This is a genomic window from Marinobacter sp. SS21 (genome assembly GCF_028369065.1).
GTDB lineage: Bacteria > Pseudomonadota > Gammaproteobacteria > Pseudomonadales > Oleiphilaceae > Marinobacter.
The window spans coordinates 92,341-109,936 of record NZ_JAQNDA010000006.1; the positions used below are offsets into that span (position 1 = coordinate 92,341).

The 17,596-nt window shown below is 61.1% G+C and carries 19 protein-coding genes; 10 read left to right on the top strand and 9 right to left on the bottom strand.

The window, feature by feature from the left end:
• Position 1 precedes the first annotated feature (1 nt).
• From N6L25_RS09790 to pilG, 5 genes are all read right to left on the bottom strand, one after another.
• The gene (locus N6L25_RS09790) at positions 2-901 is read right to left on the bottom strand and encodes a CheR family methyltransferase (protein ID WP_271979683.1); all 900 of its coding nucleotides are present in this window, start codon (positions 899-901) and stop codon (positions 2-4) included.
• Positions 902-928: 27 nt separating this feature from the next.
• Positions 929-3,004, bottom strand: coding sequence for a methyl-accepting chemotaxis protein (locus tag N6L25_RS09795; protein WP_271979685.1), 2,076 nt, complete (start codon positions 3,002-3,004; stop codon positions 929-931).
• A gap of 81 nt (positions 3,005-3,085) precedes the next feature.
• Positions 3,086-3,631: a chemotaxis protein CheW gene (locus tag N6L25_RS09800; RefSeq protein WP_271979687.1), complete on the bottom strand. Its 546-nt coding sequence runs from the start codon at positions 3,629-3,631 to the stop codon at positions 3,086-3,088.
• Between the two features lie 20 nt (positions 3,632-3,651).
• Positions 3,652-4,014 carry a twitching motility response regulator PilH gene (gene pilH, locus N6L25_RS09805; protein ID WP_271979689.1) on the bottom strand — a complete coding sequence of 121 codons (363 nt, stop codon included), beginning with the start codon at positions 4,012-4,014 and terminating at the stop codon, positions 3,652-3,654.
• 33 nt (positions 4,015-4,047) lie between these two features.
• Positions 4,048-4,440, bottom strand: coding sequence for a twitching motility response regulator PilG (pilG, locus tag N6L25_RS09810; protein WP_271979691.1), 393 nt, complete (start codon positions 4,438-4,440; stop codon positions 4,048-4,050).
• Positions 4,441-4,734: 294 nt separating this feature from the next.
• Between pilG and gshB the strand changes: the two genes are divergently transcribed.
• The 8 genes from gshB (at position 4,735) to N6L25_RS09850 (ending at position 11,771) form a co-directional block, all read left to right on the top strand.
• Positions 4,735-5,682, top strand: a complete 948-nt coding sequence (gshB, locus tag N6L25_RS09815) for a glutathione synthase (RefSeq protein WP_271979694.1) — start codon at positions 4,735-4,737, stop codon at positions 5,680-5,682.
• Positions 5,683-5,731: 49 nt separating this feature from the next.
• Positions 5,732-6,595, top strand: a complete 864-nt coding sequence (locus tag N6L25_RS09820) for an energy transducer TonB (RefSeq protein WP_271979696.1) — start codon at positions 5,732-5,734, stop codon at positions 6,593-6,595.
• Positions 6,596-6,606: 11 nt separating this feature from the next.
• Positions 6,607-7,158 carry a YqgE/AlgH family protein gene (locus N6L25_RS09825; protein ID WP_271979699.1) on the top strand — a complete coding sequence of 184 codons (552 nt, stop codon included), beginning with the start codon at positions 6,607-6,609 and terminating at the stop codon, positions 7,156-7,158.
• Complete coding sequence (gene ruvX / locus N6L25_RS09830) at positions 7,151-7,603, top strand: Holliday junction resolvase RuvX (RefSeq protein ID WP_271979701.1); 453 nt, start codon at positions 7,151-7,153, stop codon at positions 7,601-7,603. The genes N6L25_RS09825 and ruvX overlap by 8 nt, the downstream gene beginning before the upstream one ends.
• 58 nt (positions 7,604-7,661) lie before the next feature.
• Positions 7,662-8,171: a bifunctional pyr operon transcriptional regulator/uracil phosphoribosyltransferase PyrR gene (pyrR, locus tag N6L25_RS09835; protein ID WP_271979703.1), complete on the top strand. Its 510-nt coding sequence runs from the start codon at positions 7,662-7,664 to the stop codon at positions 8,169-8,171.
• Positions 8,172-8,203: 32 nt separating this feature from the next.
• Entirely contained in the window at positions 8,204-9,217 is a 1,014-nt protein-coding gene (locus tag N6L25_RS09840; RefSeq protein WP_271979705.1) for an aspartate carbamoyltransferase catalytic subunit, read from the top strand.
• Positions 9,217-10,509: a dihydroorotase gene (locus tag N6L25_RS09845; RefSeq protein ID WP_271979707.1), complete on the top strand. Its 1,293-nt coding sequence runs from the start codon at positions 9,217-9,219 to the stop codon at positions 10,507-10,509. Before N6L25_RS09840 ends, N6L25_RS09845 begins: the two co-directional genes overlap by 1 nt.
• A gap of 242 nt (positions 10,510-10,751) precedes the next feature.
• Positions 10,752-11,771, top strand: coding sequence for a putative solute-binding protein (locus tag N6L25_RS09850; protein ID WP_442915229.1), 1,020 nt, complete (start codon positions 10,752-10,754; stop codon positions 11,769-11,771).
• A gap of 43 nt (positions 11,772-11,814) precedes the next feature.
• Here the strand turns inward: N6L25_RS09850 and N6L25_RS09855 are convergent, their stop codons facing one another.
• Positions 11,815-12,087, bottom strand: coding sequence for an HU family DNA-binding protein (locus N6L25_RS09855; protein ID WP_271979709.1), 273 nt, complete (start codon positions 12,085-12,087; stop codon positions 11,815-11,817).
• A 274-nt stretch (positions 12,088-12,361) separates the two neighbouring features.
• Between N6L25_RS09855 and N6L25_RS09860 the strand changes: the two genes are divergently transcribed.
• Positions 12,362-13,423, top strand: a complete 1,062-nt coding sequence (locus N6L25_RS09860) for a hypothetical protein (RefSeq protein ID WP_334312393.1) — start codon at positions 12,362-12,364, stop codon at positions 13,421-13,423.
• Positions 13,420-15,522: a TRAP transporter large permease subunit gene (locus tag N6L25_RS09865; protein WP_271979711.1), complete on the top strand. Its 2,103-nt coding sequence runs from the start codon at positions 13,420-13,422 to the stop codon at positions 15,520-15,522. Before N6L25_RS09860 ends, N6L25_RS09865 begins: the two co-directional genes overlap by 4 nt.
• A gap of 143 nt (positions 15,523-15,665) precedes the next feature.
• Here the strand turns inward: N6L25_RS09865 and N6L25_RS09870 are convergent, their stop codons facing one another.
• The 3 genes from N6L25_RS09870 to N6L25_RS09880 all read right to left on the bottom strand — a co-directional run bounded on the left by N6L25_RS09870 (position 15,666) and on the right by N6L25_RS09880 (position 17,390).
• The gene (locus tag N6L25_RS09870; RefSeq protein WP_271979713.1) at positions 15,666-16,031 is read right to left on the bottom strand and encodes a hypothetical protein; all 366 of its coding nucleotides are present in this window, start codon (positions 16,029-16,031) and stop codon (positions 15,666-15,668) included.
• A gap of 294 nt (positions 16,032-16,325) precedes the next feature.
• Positions 16,326-16,724: a VOC family protein gene (locus N6L25_RS09875; RefSeq protein ID WP_271979715.1), complete on the bottom strand. Its 399-nt coding sequence runs from the start codon at positions 16,722-16,724 to the stop codon at positions 16,326-16,328.
• 90 nt (positions 16,725-16,814) lie between these two features.
• On the bottom strand, positions 16,815-17,390 hold the full coding sequence (locus N6L25_RS09880) for a hypothetical protein (RefSeq protein ID WP_271979717.1): 576 nt from the start codon (positions 17,388-17,390) through the stop codon (positions 16,815-16,817).
• Positions 17,391-17,596 lie beyond the last annotated feature (206 nt).

Genomic DNA, 17,596 nt, shown 5'->3' on the forward strand with positions numbered 1-17,596 from the left:
GTTATTCTTCGTCAGACTGGCGTCGTATCCACGCCAGTACCTTCTCCGAGGGGACTCGTTGTAGCTCCGGTGGCTGCCAATCGGTCAGCTCACCTTGGCCAAGGACCAGGAGTCCCCCGGGTGCCAGTCGCTCTGCAAGATGCTTCACAATTTCGCGTCGCCGCCAGCGACGGAAATAAATCAGCAGGTTCTGGCAGAAAATGATGTTCATGCCATGCATCGGAGCGTGCTTGAGGTCCAGTACGTTCAGCCTGGTGAAACACACCCGCTCGCGAATGCCTGCAATAATTTTCACGGAATTCTGCTCGGCTGGGCGGAAATACCGCGACTTCAGCGCGTCGTCCATACCCAGTAGCTTGCGCGCATTGAACAGGCCCCGTTGCGCCCGTTCGATGGCCGGTTTGCTGATGTCTGATCCGGTGACGCCAAACAGCGGCGGCAGTCTCAGTTGCTCCATGCTCTCGTTTAACAGCATGGCCAGGGTGTACGGTTCCTCGCCGCTGGAGCAACCCACGCTCCAGGCTTCCAGTGGACGCCGTCGCAACACTTCCCGCGGACGGGTCAGGACGTAATCGGACACCAGACGGCAAGCGTCCGGGTCGCGGAAAAACCGGGTTTCCTGAACCGTGAGCCGATCCACCAGGGTGGACCACTCAACAATGGCGTCCGGGCTGGACACGACCTTTTCATAGTAAGCCTGATAGCTGCCGCAGCCGATTTCGCGCATGCGGATCCCGAGGTTGGTTTCGAGAAACGATTTGCGCTCGGCGACCAGGGTGATCCCGGTCCGGTGTTCGAGCAGCGTTTGCCACTGGTTAAACTGCGCCTCGTCCATATCGGGGAGTTGGCGCAGGGACCAGCTGCCGGAGGCGGTTGCCTGGTCGTTGCGTGTTGCGGCCATAAACCGTCACCTGCCTCCGCCCGACGATCAGGTCACCACCGGGACGTCGCTGTCTTCCTCCACCTCGCTGTGCAAGAGCTCCTCTTCCGGTAGGGTGAAACCTGCCACCGAGGACCGCAGTTCGGACGCCATCTCGGCCAGGTTGCCGATGGATTTGGCCGTGGCGTTGGTGCCGGATGAGGTCTGTGAGGTGATTTCCTGGATGACGTTCATCGTGTTGGAAATGTGGGATGCCGATGACGACTGCTGTCGGGCGGCATTGGAGATGTTCTGGATCAGCTCCGCGAGGTTCATCGATACGTTCTCGATCTCCTCAAGGGCGATACCGGCATCCTGGGCCAGACGGGCACCACGGACCACCTCGGCGGTGGTGTGTTCCATGGAGATAACCGCCTCGTTGGTGTCGGACTGGATGGTCTTAACCAGGGCCTCAATCTGCTTGGTTGCAGCGGAGGAGCGTTCCGCCAGGCGCTGAACCTCGTCCGCAACCACCGCGAAGCCTCGACCGGCGTCACCGGCCATACTCGCCTGGATGGCGGCGTTCAGGGACAGGATGTTGGTCTGGTCGGCAATGTCGTTAATCAACGATACGATGTCACCGATTTCCTGGGAGGACTCACCCAGTCGCTTGATCCGTTTGGAGGTTTCCTGGATCTGCTCACGAATGTTGTCCATGCCGCGGATGGTGTTCTGTACCACTTCCGCGCCTTTCTTCGCGATTGCTACTGACCGTTCCGCTACCGCGGAGGATTCGGCGGCGTTGGAGGATACCTGGTCGATGGACACCGCCATCTCGTTCACCGCGGCGGAGGCGCCGGCGATTTCCTGGGCCTGGTGCTCGGAGGCATCGGCCAGGTGCATGGCCGTGGCCTGGGTTTCCTGGGCCGCCGAGGAAACCCGTACTGCGGTACCCCGGATCGCCTGTACCAGACCGCGCATCTGGTCGATCGCGTAGTTGATGGAGTCGGCGATGGCGCCGGTGAAGTCCTCGGTAACCGTGGCCTCGGTGGTCAGGTCACCGTCCGCCAGGTCGGCGAGTTCGTCCAGCAGTCGCAGGATCGCGTTCTGGTTTTGCTCGTTCTGCTCCTGGGTGGTGCTCAGGCGACCCTGTGCCTCACGGTAAATGGTGATACCGATCAGGATCACGATGCCGACCATCGCCGCCAGGATGATGAAGGCCAGCGTGGGGCCCACCAGGCGGGAGCCGGCCTGACCGCGGAACTGGCTGGAGAGCAGGGAAATGTCGTCGAGCAGGGTCTGGGAGTTCTGGAAGATGTCGCTGGCCGCGGTACGCACCTTGAAGAGGTCGGGAGAGGCTTCAAGGATGGCGTCGACGTTCTGGGACACGAATTCGAACAGCTCGGACACCGCTTCCAGGCCGTAAATGGCGTCCTCATCGTTAACCCGGGAGATGCCCATGCCCGGGTTGCCTTCCATCTGGCCCTGCAGGACCCGGCCAAACAGGCTGGCGTCACGACCGAAGCGGTCCGCCGCGATCACCGCGTCTTCATCACCGGACAGTACGTTGTTGACCGAGCGCACGATACGCTCTGCCAGCAGCGACTGGCGCTGGGCCAGGGAAATCTGTTCCGCCGGCGCATTGTTATCCAGCAGGATCTGGACGATGTCGTCGTATTCCACCTGCAGCTGGGGGATGGTCTCGTTCAGGGTCTGCGCCACTTCGTGCAGGCCGAGGACCGCGTCCTGGGTGGACAGGATGCTGTCGGCGTTGCTGCGCACCGCCACCCAGTGGGCCTGGACACCGCTGTTGGTGGCCAGTTCGCTGGGCGGCAGGCCGGTTTCCGGGTTGCCTGCAATCAGGTAGTCCCAGAGTTTGGCGAATTCGTCACGGGAGCGTCGCAACTGATCGAAGGCTTCCTCGGTGCCTCCGGCCGCCTCAGTGGCGTTCTTTGCGATCTCCTGCGAGAGCACCCTGAGCTCAGAGGTGTGGGCGATGTACTCCTGGTCGTTCTGGCTGTCCCTGTTGATGATGAACAGGACCACAACGAGCAGGACGGTAAATGCGATCAGCGCGGCGATCAGGCCGGCGACGAGCTTGTTGCCGCCCTGACCTATGCTGATACTTCCGGCTCTTTTTTTCATTTTCTGGCTCCCGGCCTTTTATCGCGGCAAGTTAGGTTCAGAGGATTGCAAGAGAGGAGGGCGATGCACCTGCCATTGTCATCACCATTGGGCAACATCCAGAAAACGTTCATCGGTGACCAGCTGCTCGGTCGAGAACACTTTCCAGTTTTCTTCGTTGCGTTCGTAGGCTCCCTGGACGAAGGGCCGGACGATGTCCGGTACGCCCTGGGGCTCGGGTACGAAACTGTCCGCCGCGAAGTACTGCATCCCGGCGACACCGTCGACCACGAGGCCGCTGAAAATGTCGTCCTGTTCGATCACCAGCACCCGCCGTTCCCGTGCGCTGCGGGAGCTGCGAGGCAGATCGAAAAAATGCGCCAGGTCAATCAGCGGCAGCAGGCGGCCACGCACGTTGGCGGCCCCCAGCATAAACGAGCGAACCCCTGGCACATGGGTGTAGCGGGGGAGGTGGAGGATTTCGACAACTTCACCCATTGGGGCGACGTAGTTCTGTCCGGCCAGCACAAACCCGATGCCATTCCACAGCTCGATGGCTTCCTGCTGTTCCGGCAGGCCAGCCGCCATGGCTCGGCTGCGCTGGGCGATATCCGTCAGAACGGCAAAGGGGGCGGCCTGGGCGGACATGCTTACTCCACGGTGAGGGGTCAGGCGATGAGACTGTTGATCGTCTTGATCAGGTCGTCTTCGTTCACAGGCTTGACCAGGTAACCCTTGGCGCCCTGGCGGGTGCCCCATACCCGGTCGGTTTCCTGATCCTTGGTGGTGACGATAACGACGGGAATGGCGGCGGTTTCCGGTGCCCGGGTCAGCTGTCGGGTGGCCTGGAAGCCGTTGAGTCCGGGCATGACCACGTCCATCAGCACCAGATCCGGGGTGTCCGAGCGGGCCTTGGCAACGCCGTCGGCGCCATTGTCGGCAGTCAGCACCTCATGCTGGTGTTTCTCAAGGATGCTGGAAATCTTCTTAACCTCGGTTGGCGAATCGTCAACGATCAGAATGCGGGCCATGTTTTCCTCAATAGTTCTAGGCGTCAGTCGGCGTTATTGTTCCGCTTGGGGAACAAACTGGCGAATGGTGTTAAGCAGCTCGTCTTTGCTGAACGGTTTGGTCAGGTATTGGTCCGACCCGACAATGCGGCCTTTGGCCTTGTCAAACAGTCCGTCCTTGCTGGAGAGCATAATGACCGGTGTTTTCTTGAATGCGGAGTTATTCTTGATCAGTGCGCAGGTCTGGTAGCCGTCCAGACGCGGCATCATGATGTCAACGAAGATGATGTCGGGCTGGGAGTCGGCGATCTTGGCAAGAGCGTCAAATCCGTCAGTTGCGGTAATGACCTCGCAGCCGACCTTCTTGAGAAGGGTCTCGGCGGTGCGACGAATGGTCTTGCTGTCGTCGATCACCATGATCTTCAGATTTTCGAAGTTGTCATCCATTGTGCAACTGCCTTGCGCTCGAAAATGTCATTATTTTGGGTCTGGGTTTTAACACACAATTTAACGATGTTCTATAAACCACGCTCATTTATAGAGTATCGATGGCTGGAGAGAAAGCACAAGTTTGTGACTAAATGTACCCATGCCTTGTGGTTCGCGTTCCCGATAAGGTCATTCACCCAGTGCAATCGAAATGCGGGTAAACTACCATCTGTTGTTCCCAGCATAGCACTTAACCTGATCTGCGCTCTGCTGACCGGTTCGTGTTTTTGATAATCCAATTGACGAGGCGCTATGACAGTCCGACTCGGGATCGTGATGGACCCCATTGAGGCCATCCACTTCAAGAAAGACAGTTCGCTGGCGATGCTTTGGGCGGCCCAGCAGCGAGGCTGGCAAATCGAGTACATGGAGCTGCCGGACCTGTACCTGGCCGGTGGCCAGGCCAGGGCCCGCACCCGTGACCTCACCGTGCATATGAACCCCGACAGCTGGTTCAGCTTCGGCGCCAGCCAGGAGCGGGCACTGGGCGAGCTGGACGTAATTTTGATGCGTCAGGATCCGCCGGTGGATCGGGAGTTCCTGATGGCCACTTACATCCTGGACGCGGCCCAGCAACAGGGTGCGCTGGTGGTCAACCCGCCCGCCGCGCTGCGGGACTGCAACGAGAAGCTGTTCGCCGCCCAGTTCGAGGACCTGACACCGCCGTTGATCGTGACCCGTTCCGCCAGTCGCCTGCGGGAGTTTTATGCCGAGCACCGCGACGTCATCATGAAGCCGGTAGACGGCATGGGCGGGCGCTCCATCTTCCGGGTACGGGAAGGGGACGCCAATCTCGGGGTGATCATCGAAACCCTGACCCAGCATGGCGCCCACCAGGCCATGGCGCAGAAGTTCATCCCCGAGATCCGCGACGGCGACAAGCGTATTCTGCTGATCGATGGCGAGCCGGTGCCTTACGCCTTGGCACGCATCCCGTCGCAAGGCGAGAACCGCGGTAACCTGGCGGCTGGCGGGCGCGGCGAGGGCCGTGAGCTGACCGCCCGGGATCGCGAAATTTGCGCGCGGGTGGCACCGGTGATCAAGGACAAGGGACTGATCTTCGTCGGTATCGACGTCATTGGCGACTATCTGACCGAGATCAATGTCACCAGTCCCACCTGCATTCGGGAACTGGACGCGGCGTTTGGTATCGACATCGCCGGCCAGTTGCTGGACGCCATCGAGCGCCGGCTGCGCTGACCGGATCAAGGCGGAAATGCACTTTGCGACATCGGGATAGCTAACGGCCATGGCAGTTCAGGTCAGTGATTTCGACCGTTTTTCCTTTACCCTGTTCATGGCGCTGGCCGTGCATGCGGTGTTGGTGCTGGGGATTACCTTCGCGCCGGAGCCGCCCAGCTCTTCGGCGCAGACCATGGAAATTACCCTGTCCCAGTTCGACGACCAGGTCGATCCCGAACAGGCGGATTTTCTGGCCCAGACCAGTCAGCAGGGCAGCGGTAGCGAAGCTGAGGCCCGTGAACTGACCAGCCCTCATCCGGCCGACCTGGCGGCCAGCGCCGAGCAGCCGGTACAGCCAGTGCCGCCGGCGCAGACCCAGCCGGCAGCGCGCTCCGAGCGCGCGGTGGTGCAGACCCAGGCCCGCGATGCGCGTCGGCTGGCGCAGCCGGAGCAGGCTCGGGAGGTCGACGCCCAGGTGCCGGTGCGCCAGCGCAGGAGCCTGATGGAGCGCAGCCTGGAAATTGCCAGCCTGGAAGCGCGGCTGGATGCCCAGCGTCAGGCCTATGCGCGCAAGCCCCGGGTGTTGCGGGTGACGGCCGCCACCACCCTGCGCTCGGATAATGCCTGGTACGTCCAAAACTGGATCAGTAAGGTCACCCGGGTGGGCAACATCAACTACCCGGCCGAGGCCCGGCGCAGCGCGATACATGGAACGCTGAGAATGCTGGTATCTCTGCGCAAGGATGGCACAATTAAGGAAGTGGCCATCCTGGAGTCGTCCGGCAGCACGGTTCTGGACGATGCGGCCATCCGCATCGTGCGCTTGGCCGCGCCGTTTGCGCCCTTTACCGAGAAAATGCGGGAGCAGAACGATGAGATCGAGATTATTCGTACCTGGTCCTTCCAGCCCCGCGGTCTGAGTTCCGGATGATGGTGGCGACTATGAGCCAGAACAGCCTGCGTAATCATTTCCTGATTGCTTCCCCGTACCTGGAAGATCCCCGATTTCACGGCTCGGTGATCTACCTGTGCGACCATTCCGAAGAAGGTGCCCTGGGCCTGGTGCTGAATCAGCCGCTGGACATCCAGCTCGGCGAGATTCTGGAGCAGCTGGACCTGGACGGCACCGAGCTTCAGCTGCCGGTGTTCCTGGGCGGGCCGGTGCAGCCCGAGCGGGGCTTTGTGCTGCACAACCCGGGCACCACCTGGCAAAGCACCACCCCGGTCAGCGGCGATGTCACCCTCACCACGTCCCGCGACGTCCTCAAGGCGATTGGCGATGGCACCGGCCCGGAGGATTTCCTGGTGGCGTTGGGCTATTCCGGCTGGGGCGAAGGTCAGCTGGAGGAAGAGCTGGCCAGTAATTCCTGGCTGACTTGCCCGGCCAGCGCGGAGCTGCTGTTCCACACCCAGTGGCAGGAGTTGTACGCGGCCGTGCTGGCGGGCATGGGCATCGACCTCAATCAGCTCAGTGAGTCGGTGGGCCATGCCTGAGCGTTCCCATCGGCAAGTACTGGCCTTCGATTTCGGAACCCGCCGGATTGGCGTGGCTTTCGGTCAGGAGCTGCTGGGCACCGCCCGCCCGGTCACCATGCTGTCTGCCCGTGATGGTATTCCCGATTGGCAGCAGATCGGTCGCCTGCTGGAGGAGTGGCGGCCCGACCAGGTGGTGGTGGGGCTGCCGCTGAACATGGACGGCACCGAGAATGAGATGTGCGCCCGGGCGCGCAAGTTTGGCAACCGCCTGCACGGCCGCTTTCATCTGCCGGTGACCATGGTGGACGAACGCCTCACCAGCTTCGAGGCCAAGGGCGAGGTGTTGGCCGACCAGGGTGCGCGGGATTTTGGCCGCGACGGCATCGATGACCTGGCCGCGGTACTGATCCTGGAGACCTGGTTCCATCAGGAGCAGGACCGGGCCCGTTCCGCCGATCGCTGAGGGCCGCCGGCGGCGTCACGGGCAAACCAAGACAGAGGAACGCTGAAGCGAGGACGCAATGACTGCACTGCTGAATATGGACGTGTTGCTGGACGAACTGGAGCAGGGGCTGCGCAGCCAGCTGCGCGAGCGCGAGATTGAGGCCCCGGTGTTGATCGGTATCCGCACCGGCGGGGTCTGGATCGCCGATTTGCTGCATAAACGGCTTGGCCTGGCCGAGCCGTTGGGGGAGCTGGATATCTCCTTTTACCGCGACGACTTCAGTCGCATCGGTCTCAATCCCAAGGTCAAGCCCTCCCATCTGCCGTTCGAAACCGAAGGCCGCCACATCATTCTGGTGGACGACGTCATCATGAGCGGCCGCACCATACGCGCGGCCATGAATGAAATCTTCGATTATGGTCGCCCAGCGAGTATTATCCTCGCCACCCTGATTGACCTGGGCAGCCGCGAGCTGCCGATCCAACCCGATGTGGTGGCGCAGTCGCTGTCGCTGACGGCGACCCAACGCGTCAAGCTGCAAGGGCCGGATCCGCTGCGAGTGGAAATGCGGGAGACGCAATCCTGAGCGCGGCATTACGATACTGACACAGGCGAACTATGACGGCACACAACCCCTCCTCCCAGTCCTTGCAGCTGACCGGTGACGGGCAGCTGAAACACTTCCTTACCCTCGATGGGCTCAGCAAGACGCTGCTGACCGATATTCTCGACACCGCGGACTCCTTCATCGAAGTGGGCGAACGGACCATCAAAAAGGTGCCGCTGCTGCGGGGCAAGACCGTGGTCAACCTGTTCTTCGAGTCCAGTACCCGCACCCGCAGCACCTTTGAGCTGGCGGCCAAGCGGTTGTCCGCCGATGTGCTCAATCTGGACATCAGCACCTCCGCCACCTCCAAGGGCGAGTCGCTGTCCGACACCCTGCTCAACCTGGAGGCCATGGCCAGCGATATGTTTGTGGTGCGGCATTCCCAAAGCGGCGCGCCCCACTTTATCGCCGAGTCGGTAACCCCCGGCGTCGCCATCATCAATGCCGGTGACGGCCGCCACGCCCATCCCACCCAGGCCATGCTGGACATGCTGACCATCCGTCAGCACAAGGGCCGCTTTGACGGCCTGAAGGTGGCGATCGTCGGCGACATTCTCCATTCCCGGGTGGCGCGCTCGCAGATCCGTGCCCTCAACGCCCTCGGCGCGGCCGAGGTACGGGTGATCGCGCCGGGTACGCTGCTGCCGGCCGATGTCGAGAGCCTGGGCTGTCGGGTGGAATACGACATGGCCAGGGGCATGCGGGATCTGGATGTGGTGATCATGCTGCGCCTGCAGAAGGAGCGCATGGAAGGCGCCCTGCTGCCCAGCGAGCGGGAGTTCTACCGTCTCTACGGCCTCAGCCAGGACAAGCTGGCGTTGGCCAAACCGGATTGCATCGTCATGCACCCGGGCCCCATCAATCGGGGCGTGGAAATCGAATCGGCGGTGGCCGACGGCCCGCAATCGGTGATCCTGAATCAGGTGACCAACGGCATCGCGGTGCGGATGGCGGTCATGTCCATGGCCATGAGCGGACAGGTGGCCGAGCGCGGCCGCGGCCAGCAGGGGGGAGACGCGGCGTGATGACGCAACAACAGGGTAGTATCCGGCTGGTCGGCGGTCGACTGGTGGATGGGGGTCGTGAGGGCCGGCAGGCTGAGGCGCTGCTGATCCGCGACGGTCAAATCGTCGCGCTGGGACAGGCGGCGGAGCAGGGCGAGGCGGAGCGGGTCATTGATGTCAGCGGCTGTGTGGTGGCGCCCGGATTTGTCGACCTGAATTGCAACCTGCGTGAGCCCGGCAATGGCCAGAAAGGCAACATCGCGTCCGAGAGCCGCGCCGCCGCCCGGGGCGGTTTCACATCGGTGTGCTCGTCACCACAGACGTCCCCGGTGAACGATTCCAGCGCCGTTACCCGGATGATCCGGGAGGTGGCCCAGGCCCAGTCGCCCATCCGGGTGTTGCCGGTAGGGGCGGTGACCCGCGGTCTGGAAGGCGAACTGCTGAGCGATATGGCGGCGCTGTCCGCCGCTGGCTGCGTGGCATTGGGCAATGGCATGGCGCCGGTACGCAATGCCCGCATCCTGCGCCGTTGCATGGCCTATGCCCGTACCCACGACATCACCCTGATGCTGGCGCCGGTGAACGAGGCGTTAACCGCCGATGGCTACGCCCACGATGGTTTGGTGGCGGCCCGGCTCGGCCTGTTGGGCATCCCCGAGGTGGCTGAGACCACCGCGGTGATGGAGCTGTTGCTGCTGGCGGAGGAAACCGGGGTTCGTCTGCACCTGAATCAGCTGTCCTGCGCTCGCAGCGTCAGCATGGTGGCCGATGCCCGGCGCCGCGGTGTGGCGGTGACGGCGGACGTCGCCATGCACCAGTTGCTGTTCACCGAAGAGGCTCTGGCCGGTTTCGACAGCCGTTTTCACGTCCGGCCGCCGTTGCGCGCGGAGGCCGATCGCCAGGCGCTGCTGGCTGGCGTTCGCGACGGTGTCATCAGTGCCATCGTCAGCCAGCACCAGCCTCACGATTCGGCGGCCAAGCAAGCGCCGGTGGGGGCTACCGAGCCGGGACTGTCGACGGTGGAAAGCGTGCTGGCCATGGGTATGATCCTGGTGCGCGCCGGCGAGCTGAGCGAACAGCAAGTGGTGCGGGCGTTGACTGCTGGTCCGGCGACGGTGCTTGACCGCACCGCCACCCTGGATGAGGGGCAGGCCGCAGACCTGTGTGTCTTTGATCCGGCGGCCAGCTGGCAGGCCAACGATCAGACCCTGCTGTCGGCGGGTAAGCATGCGCCGATTCGTGACCGCGACCTGCCAGGACTGGTGCGCCAGGTCTGGTGCCAGGGCCGTGAGGTCTGGAATCACGAAGGCTGACAGGTCCCGCTTACCGCCTGATCGGCGCCACGGTTATTGGCAGCACAATGTGGCAGGCGTTGCGAGACGCCTGTCGAGTTTGTCACAGATTCTCATTTTTTTGCCTTAACGCCCTTGAAACCAGGCACCTGTGCCAACGTATTCTAACCGACGCCGTTCTAGGCTCGAGTCAAAGGATGTCGGACACCGGTTTCAGGTAGCGTCTGCCGGCGTCCAACAACAATAACACCAGGAGTTATCCCGTGAAATCACCGAATGCCCTCCGTCGGGCGGCGGCAGCGACTGCGCTGCTGGCCAGTCTCGCACTGCCTGTCCAGGCACAGTCCGAACAACAACCGCTGGAACGCAGCTTCTGTGTGTTCGATCCCGTGGGTGCCAACGGCCCCCTGTTCGCCATTACCAAGACCTTTCAGCCGGTGGCCCTGAGTAAGGGCATCAAGCTGGACCTGCGCGCCTATACCGATGAAAAAGTCGCCGCCGAGGACTTCAAGGCCGGTCAATGCGACGCGGTCCTGTTGACCGGAACCCGGGCCCGGGAGTTCAACCGCTTTACCGGCAGTCTCGAGGCCATGGGCGCGGTCCCCGGCGAAGAGGAAATGCGCCTGCTCTACAACACCCTTGCCCAGCCCAATGCCCGCCAGTTCCTGGTCGACGGCAACTATGAGGTGGCTGGCGTGTTCCCGGGCGGTGCGGTCTACCTGCATACCCGTGACCGTTCCATCGACACCGTGGAGGAGCTTCAGGGTAAAAAGATCGCCACCCTGGACTTTGACGATGCCTCACTGCGGATGGTGCGTCACGTCGGGGCCTCGGTGGTGGGCTCAAATTCCGCCAATTTCGCTGGCAAGTTCAACAACGGCAGTGTCGATCTGGCCTATGCGCCTGCGGTGGCTTACACCCCGCTGGAACTGTACAAGGGCGTCAGTCCCGACGGCGGCGTGTTCAAGTTCGCGTTGGCCTACATGAACTTCCAGGTCATCATTCACCGCGACCGTTTCCCGGATGATGCCGGCCAGATGGTGCGGGACGAGTCCATCAAGCGGATCGATCAGGCCTACGACATCATCGCCCAGGCCGAATCGGAGATCCCCGCTGAGGTGTGGATGACGCCGCCGGCGGACGACGTCGCCGAGTATGACCGGATGCTGCGGGAAGTACGGTTGTCGCTGCTGGACGATGGCGTCTACGACGAACGCGCCATTCGCCTGATGAAGGCCATCCGCTGTCGGGTCGACGGCAGTCGGGCCGAGTGTTCTTCCTGAGGCAAGCGGTTAGCGGGCCCATCCCGGGGATGGGCCCAAAGGGTCACTTGATGGCGTCCTTGAGCGCCTTGCCGGCCTTGAAGCCCACGGTCTTGCTGGCGGGGATCTGCATGCTGGCGCCGGTTTGCGGATTGCGCCCGGTACGGGCTTCGCGCTGACGGACGTTGAAGGTGCCAAAGCCGATCAGGGTGACGTCGTCGCCCCGGGCGGTGGCGGCGGAGACCTGATCGGTGAACGCCGTGATGACCTCGCTGGCTTTCTCCTTGCTCAGGCCGGTTTGTTCTGCGATTGCTGCAGCAAGCTCTGGTTTACGCATCAAATGCTCCTTGTTGTTGTACCTTGACTGGGCTGATTGTTGTACGTTGGATGGGCTGACGGCAGGCCGCGCCACTGACAAAAGAGTTAGTAGTTTCTCCGGCAAAGTCAATTGATGGCGGGCCGGATTTCAGGCCGGTCCATGGCTTTGAGGGACCGGTCTCACAAAATAGGCTGAATTCCGGTGATAATCACCGCCCGATTACAAACGGTAACAATAGGGCGGTGCTGGGGTCGGCCCACCCACAAAAACAAGCAAATAGGTGACAGGTTCTATGACCGCTATCCAGCAGATCTTTCAGCGTACCGGTGAGCAGCTCCAGCGTTTTCGTGGCGTGGCGGCGGGGGTTGCCGTGAGCGTAGCCCTGAGCGGCTGCGGGGTCGTCAACCACATGGTGTACAAGACCACCGGCGACGTTATGCAGGGCTTCGCCAAGTCCCATACCATGCCTTACCTGTTGGAATCCGGTGATCTGGCGATGGGCTGCGCGATGAGCGAAGCCACCTCGCCGTTGCTGCTGTCATTCGGCCGGGTCACCGCCGATCCGGACCAGCTGGCGGTCATGCTCTACCTCACCGCGGGTGGCTGCGCCGAGGAAGAGGCCCGTGAGCACGAATTGCAGGGATTGATGGCCTTGCGGTCACTGGAATCGGAGATGGCGCAGGATGCGATGATTCGCCAGAAACGCGCCCATGCCCTCGCTGCCCAGCGTTACTTCCAGGCCTGGCAGCATCACAACGCGTTCTATGGCCATCCCGATGAATCCGAATGCCCGGATTTCGATGCGGACATGGATGAATTTGTCTACATGGCCGGCCTGCTCACCGGATTGCAGGCGCTGGCGGCCGAGATTCAGTCCACCTCGTCCATCGGTGTACCCAAGAACATCGGCTCCGTGGTGGCGCGGGCGACCAGCTGCCTGAACAACGAGAAATGGTGGGGCGCTCCGATGGCCCTGCGCGCAACCGTCTGGGCGATGATTCCCGGCGCGCTGCCTGAGGGCGAGGATGCCTTCCAGCGCCTGGAAATGGCTGACCGTCAGGGCGAAGAAGCCGGTGTCCGCCTCAGCCATGTGTTTCACGCCATGGCGGCAATGAACAAAGGCGACAGCGAGCGCCTGCGGGGGGTGATCCGCAACCACGCCGACTCCCTCGATGCGACTCCGTCCAACCAGGAGTGGACCATGGTGGACAAAATTGCGACCCAGATGATCGTCTCGATCTCCGACCGGATGTGGATGGAGAACACCGGCCACCGTACCCCATTCGGACGGCTGGGCACCTTCTGGGATGACCAGTCCGACGCGGAAGTCATGGACCTGGAAGGCCTGCTGTGAACCAACGCGTATCCGGATCCGCCGCCGTGCCCTGGTTCCCCGTTAATCGCAGTGTCCGGGAGTGGCTGTCGTCATTGCCGGCCTGCATCTTGCTGCTGGCGGTGGTGATTTTCTCCACCTCCAGTGACGTCCATAACCAGATGCTGCGCGGCGGCGAACAGCTCTGGAGCGGCTATTACAAGCTGCGGGCGGACCCGGTAGAGCCTTCCTGCAACCCCAATCGTGACGTCGACGCCGCGGTCGCGGCGGAGTTGGCGAAAGAGAGTGATCTCGGTGCCATGGCCGCTCTGCTGGGGGAGGTGGAGAAGAACCCGGCGGATGTCCGCCGTTCCATCGAGCGGGCACTCGCCGACTGCCGGGCGAGCCACGCCAGCTATCAGGAAGTCAAAGACAAGCTAACGCCCGCGGTCCGGGCGTATCGAGCGGTGGAGCTGTTTATCGCCGACCTGATTGCGCTTGGTCTGGAGTCCCAGCGCTACATCCTGATCGTGTTGGTGATGCTGTGTGCGGCCACCGCTACCCTGACCCGCCACCACATTGCCATGCGTGCCATGGAAACCCGGCTCGATCACACCGTATCGCTGACCCTGCAGACCATCGCCAACGCCATGTTGTTCGGGTCCAGTTTCATCTTCCGGCAGACCACCCTGGGCGCGGATGCGGCCATCGATCCGGAAGAAATGATTCTCCACAACCTGTGGATTACCGGCTTTGCGTTCCTGACCCTGGGCAGCCTGTACCGGCTGATTCGAGTGCCGGAGGGCTTAAAGGAAGGGGGCTCGCTCAACAAGGCGTTTCTGGCGGTGCCGCTGTACACCGTGATGTGCCTGATCTCGGGTACCTACTTTGCGCTGATCGGTCATGCCTCCGGGATCGGCATCTATCTCGGTAAGATGATGGAGCTGGCGGACATGTTCCTCAACGTCGCCCTGTACGTCTGGGTGGGCATGATGCTCAAGCAGACCCGGTTGGCGACGTTGGTGTTCAACGTCTTCCGGCCCTGGCGCATGCCGCCGGAGTTGCTGGCGGTGGTGGCAGTGCTGGTGGCGGCGGTGCCCACCGCCTACACCGGCGCCTCCGGCATCTTCGTGATCGCCGCCGGTGCGGTCATCTACAGCGAGCTGCGGGCGGCCGGCGCCCGGCGCCAACTGGCGCTGGCGGCGACCGCCATGTCCGGCTCATTGGGGGTGGTGTTGCGTCCTTGCCTGCTGGTGGTGGTGATCGCCTACCTCAATCGGGAAGTGACCACCGACGAGCTATTCGGCTGGGGCATCTGGGTGTTCGTGCTCACCGCCGCCATGTTTACGATGGTGGCGCTGGCGGTCAACCGCCAGAGCAAGTTCGACCTGGCGCCGGCGGGTGAGGCGATGCCGGCGATGCTGGCGGCGCTGCGGCCGCTGCTGCCTTACGTGCTGGTGATCATCGCCGTGCTGCTGTTCTATCGCTGGGCGCTGGATGTGCGGGTGGACGAGTTCTCGGCACCGCGGCTGTTGCCGGTGATCATGCTGGCGATCCTGCTGTTCGAGCATGTCAGCCTGAAGCGGCGGCGCCACCAGGAGGATAATAGCCAGGGCGCGATCAACCATCAGGGCCTGGAGCGCAGCTTGCGCGGCGCCACCACCGACACCACCGCGGAAATCGGTGCGCTGTTGCTGTTGCTGGGGCTGTCGGTGAGCATTGGTGGCGTCATCGAACGCTCCCACATCATGGAGGCCTTCCCACAGGCGTTTGACAGCGCCTGGTCGGCGATGCTGCTGATGGTGGTGATCCTGGTGGTGCTGGGCATGATCATGGACGCCTTTGGCGCGGTGATCCTGGTGTCCGCCACGGTGGCCACCATTGCCTACGCCAGCGGCATCCACCCGGTGCACTTCTGGATGGTGACCCTGGTGGCCTTCGAGCTGGGCTACCTCAGTCCGCCGGTGGCGCTGAACCATCTGTTGACCCGTCAGGTGGTCGGTGAGGCCGAAGTGCTCGCCGCCCAGCAGGAAGGCGGCACCTTCTACCAGCGCCACGAACGCATCATCATGCCGCTGATTGCCATGGGCATCTCCCTGGTACTGGTGGCGTTTGTGCCCCTGCTGTTCTACGCCGGCTGAGGATGCCAGTCTGTGCTGAACCAAAAAGGCGCCGCTGGGCGCCTTTTTGGTTCTGTGGAGTGTGAGCTTCATCGCACCATCTCCACTAAATGAAAAAGCCCTGCGTTTCACAGGGCCTTCTTCTTAAGCCTTTCAAAGAGTATTCAGGTTCGCTGAACTTTGAGCGAAGCAGTCCGATCATTGAAGCTATCACCCACATAGTCCGTATCAGAGGTGAGCGTCAGCGCTTCGCCTTGAAAGCCCGGTGCGGTGTAGAGGGTTACTTTCCAGCCGTCCGGTATTTTCACGGAGCTGATTCCTTTCAAGACCTCGCTCTCGAGGCTGAACTCGCCCTCGTTTAGTATTCCCGACTCACCTTTGTAGCCAGCGTCGGCATAGACCGTTGGCATCTGTGTCTCGCTCAGTGTTTTTGTGGTGCCACCTTCTGCGTCTAGGGCAGAGAAGACCATCGCGGAGGTGGCTCCCATCACGCCAAAGAAGGCTACATATGTAGGTTCTTCTGCTTCCATAACTTTTCATTCCATTTGATTGAGGGGGGCTGCAGCAATCGCGTCGCTGCAGAGTGGGAACTACCACACTTTAGTTGGGTTTTAGCGTAAGTGCGCACTTTTTGAGATATTTCTAACGCCTTTTCGGCTCCTAAGGATTTTCACGAACTCTGAAGGCCCTGGGAGAACTGCCGAAAGTGGCCCTCATCGCGTGTATGAGAAAGCTGATTGTGGTGCTCAATACCATGGTGAAAAACCAGGAGCCGTGGCGGGAAAAACTGGCTGAAATATATCAATCGACACCAACGTCACTTGTTAGGCGGTGACGTTGAGTTGCCACGACACGCCAAACCGATCATTGAGCCAGCCGAACTGTTGGCTAAAACCGTAATTGTCGAGTGGCATCAATACGTCACCGCCCTCGGACAGAATGCTGAATACGCGCTCAAGCTCCTCTACCGAATCAAACTCTACGAACGTGGAGCTCGACGGAGTAAATGAAAATGCGTGCTCAATTGGACTGTCGGAACACATAAACTCACGCCCGCAAAGCGTGAACACCGCCACCTTGATACTGCCGGTCGGGGCGGGCTCACCTTCGGTGTACCTCTCGACACGCACTATGCCTGATTCCGGGAAAGCAGAGAAATACAGATCTAATGCCGCCTGCGCAGCACCACCTTGAAACATAAGAAATGGTCGAGCTGTTGCCATCACATATCTCCAAAGCTGGTTTTGCCGCCTAATGCCCGGTACACGCGCCGGTTTGAAGCCGCTGGTTAAGTTTGATCGTTATCGAATCGCTCATAGGCTCAGCATGCCTTTAGTCACCTGCATTGGCCTGGAAACATCGAAAAAATACTTAGCATGAGGTTGCCCTGAAACCTCAACACAAATACAGCGGATCGGCTCAGCCACTTCTCCTTGTACGAAAAACTCCGCTCCTCGACACCATTCTTCATTTTTCCGACCATGCCGCTCGGATATGAATCGATCGATTAGCATATTCGCCATGCCCATGCTGGCACAGTTAATGACAACCGGGTCGTCCGCATCATAGCCATTCCCTCCGTAGATTGGTGGTAAGTTAGTTCTATCCTCGAATTTACCGTGGCCAAATAAATCGCCAAGCCCCTCTATTAGCGTCCAAACAAGCAGTCCTATCCCGGCTCCAAAATACCAAGGCGGAAATGCGACAGAGCCAATTAGAATTGAAATGAGGGGCAATATTGGGAGTTTCATTGCTCCGGTTAGTAAATTTAGAGCCAGATTAACCGCGCTAAGCCCAACCCCAACCCAGAACAGCCATTCATAGCCCGACCAATACCCTAAACCAGATAGCAATGGTCCAGATAGAGCAACTACAGTTGTGTAATTCATTATCCCTACTCTCTGGAACTTAGCATTGATTCAACGTCACATAACGTGTTTAAACACGTCATGTGACGTAATTCTCCGCTGTGTTTCTCCAATAACCTACACAGAAAATCTAATCCCGGCAAACGGTTAGCCAGCACAGGTGGGACAGGCTGCGTGGAAGGCGGCTGGGGGCGTAATATCCCGGTTGCTGTATGGGATCACAGTAG

Coding starts and splice junctions, on each gene's coding strand:
- N6L25_RS09790 (WP_271979683.1), bottom strand. CDS start 901: ATGGCCGCAACACGCAACGACCAGGCAACCGCCTCCGGCAGCTGGTCC.
- N6L25_RS09795 (WP_271979685.1), bottom strand. CDS start 3,004: ATGAAAAAAAGAGCCGGAAGTATCAGCATAGGTCAGGGCGGCAACAAG.
- N6L25_RS09800 (WP_271979687.1), bottom strand. CDS start 3,631: ATGTCCGCCCAGGCCGCCCCCTTTGCCGTTCTGACGGATATCGCCCAG.
- pilH (WP_271979689.1), bottom strand. CDS start 4,014: ATGGCCCGCATTCTGATCGTTGACGATTCGCCAACCGAGGTTAAGAAG.
- pilG (WP_271979691.1), bottom strand. CDS start 4,440: ATGGATGACAACTTCGAAAATCTGAAGATCATGGTGATCGACGACAGC.
- gshB (WP_271979694.1), top strand. CDS start 4,735: ATGACAGTCCGACTCGGGATCGTGATGGACCCCATTGAGGCCATCCAC.
- N6L25_RS09820 (WP_271979696.1), top strand. CDS start 5,732: ATGGCAGTTCAGGTCAGTGATTTCGACCGTTTTTCCTTTACCCTGTTC.
- N6L25_RS09825 (WP_271979699.1), top strand. CDS start 6,607: ATGAGCCAGAACAGCCTGCGTAATCATTTCCTGATTGCTTCCCCGTAC.
- ruvX (WP_271979701.1), top strand. CDS start 7,151: ATGCCTGAGCGTTCCCATCGGCAAGTACTGGCCTTCGATTTCGGAACC.
- pyrR (WP_271979703.1), top strand. CDS start 7,662: ATGACTGCACTGCTGAATATGGACGTGTTGCTGGACGAACTGGAGCAG.
- N6L25_RS09840 (WP_271979705.1), top strand. CDS start 8,204: ATGACGGCACACAACCCCTCCTCCCAGTCCTTGCAGCTGACCGGTGAC.
- N6L25_RS09845 (WP_271979707.1), top strand. CDS start 9,217: ATGACGCAACAACAGGGTAGTATCCGGCTGGTCGGCGGTCGACTGGTG.
- N6L25_RS09855 (WP_271979709.1), bottom strand. CDS start 12,087: ATGCGTAAACCAGAGCTTGCTGCAGCAATCGCAGAACAAACCGGCCTG.
- N6L25_RS09860 (WP_334312393.1), top strand. CDS start 12,362: ATGACCGCTATCCAGCAGATCTTTCAGCGTACCGGTGAGCAGCTCCAG.
- N6L25_RS09870 (WP_271979713.1), bottom strand. CDS start 16,031: ATGGAAGCAGAAGAACCTACATATGTAGCCTTCTTTGGCGTGATGGGA.
- N6L25_RS09875 (WP_271979715.1), bottom strand. CDS start 16,724: ATGGCAACAGCTCGACCATTTCTTATGTTTCAAGGTGGTGCTGCGCAG.
- N6L25_RS09880 (WP_271979717.1), bottom strand. CDS start 17,390: ATGAATTACACAACTGTAGTTGCTCTATCTGGACCATTGCTATCTGGT.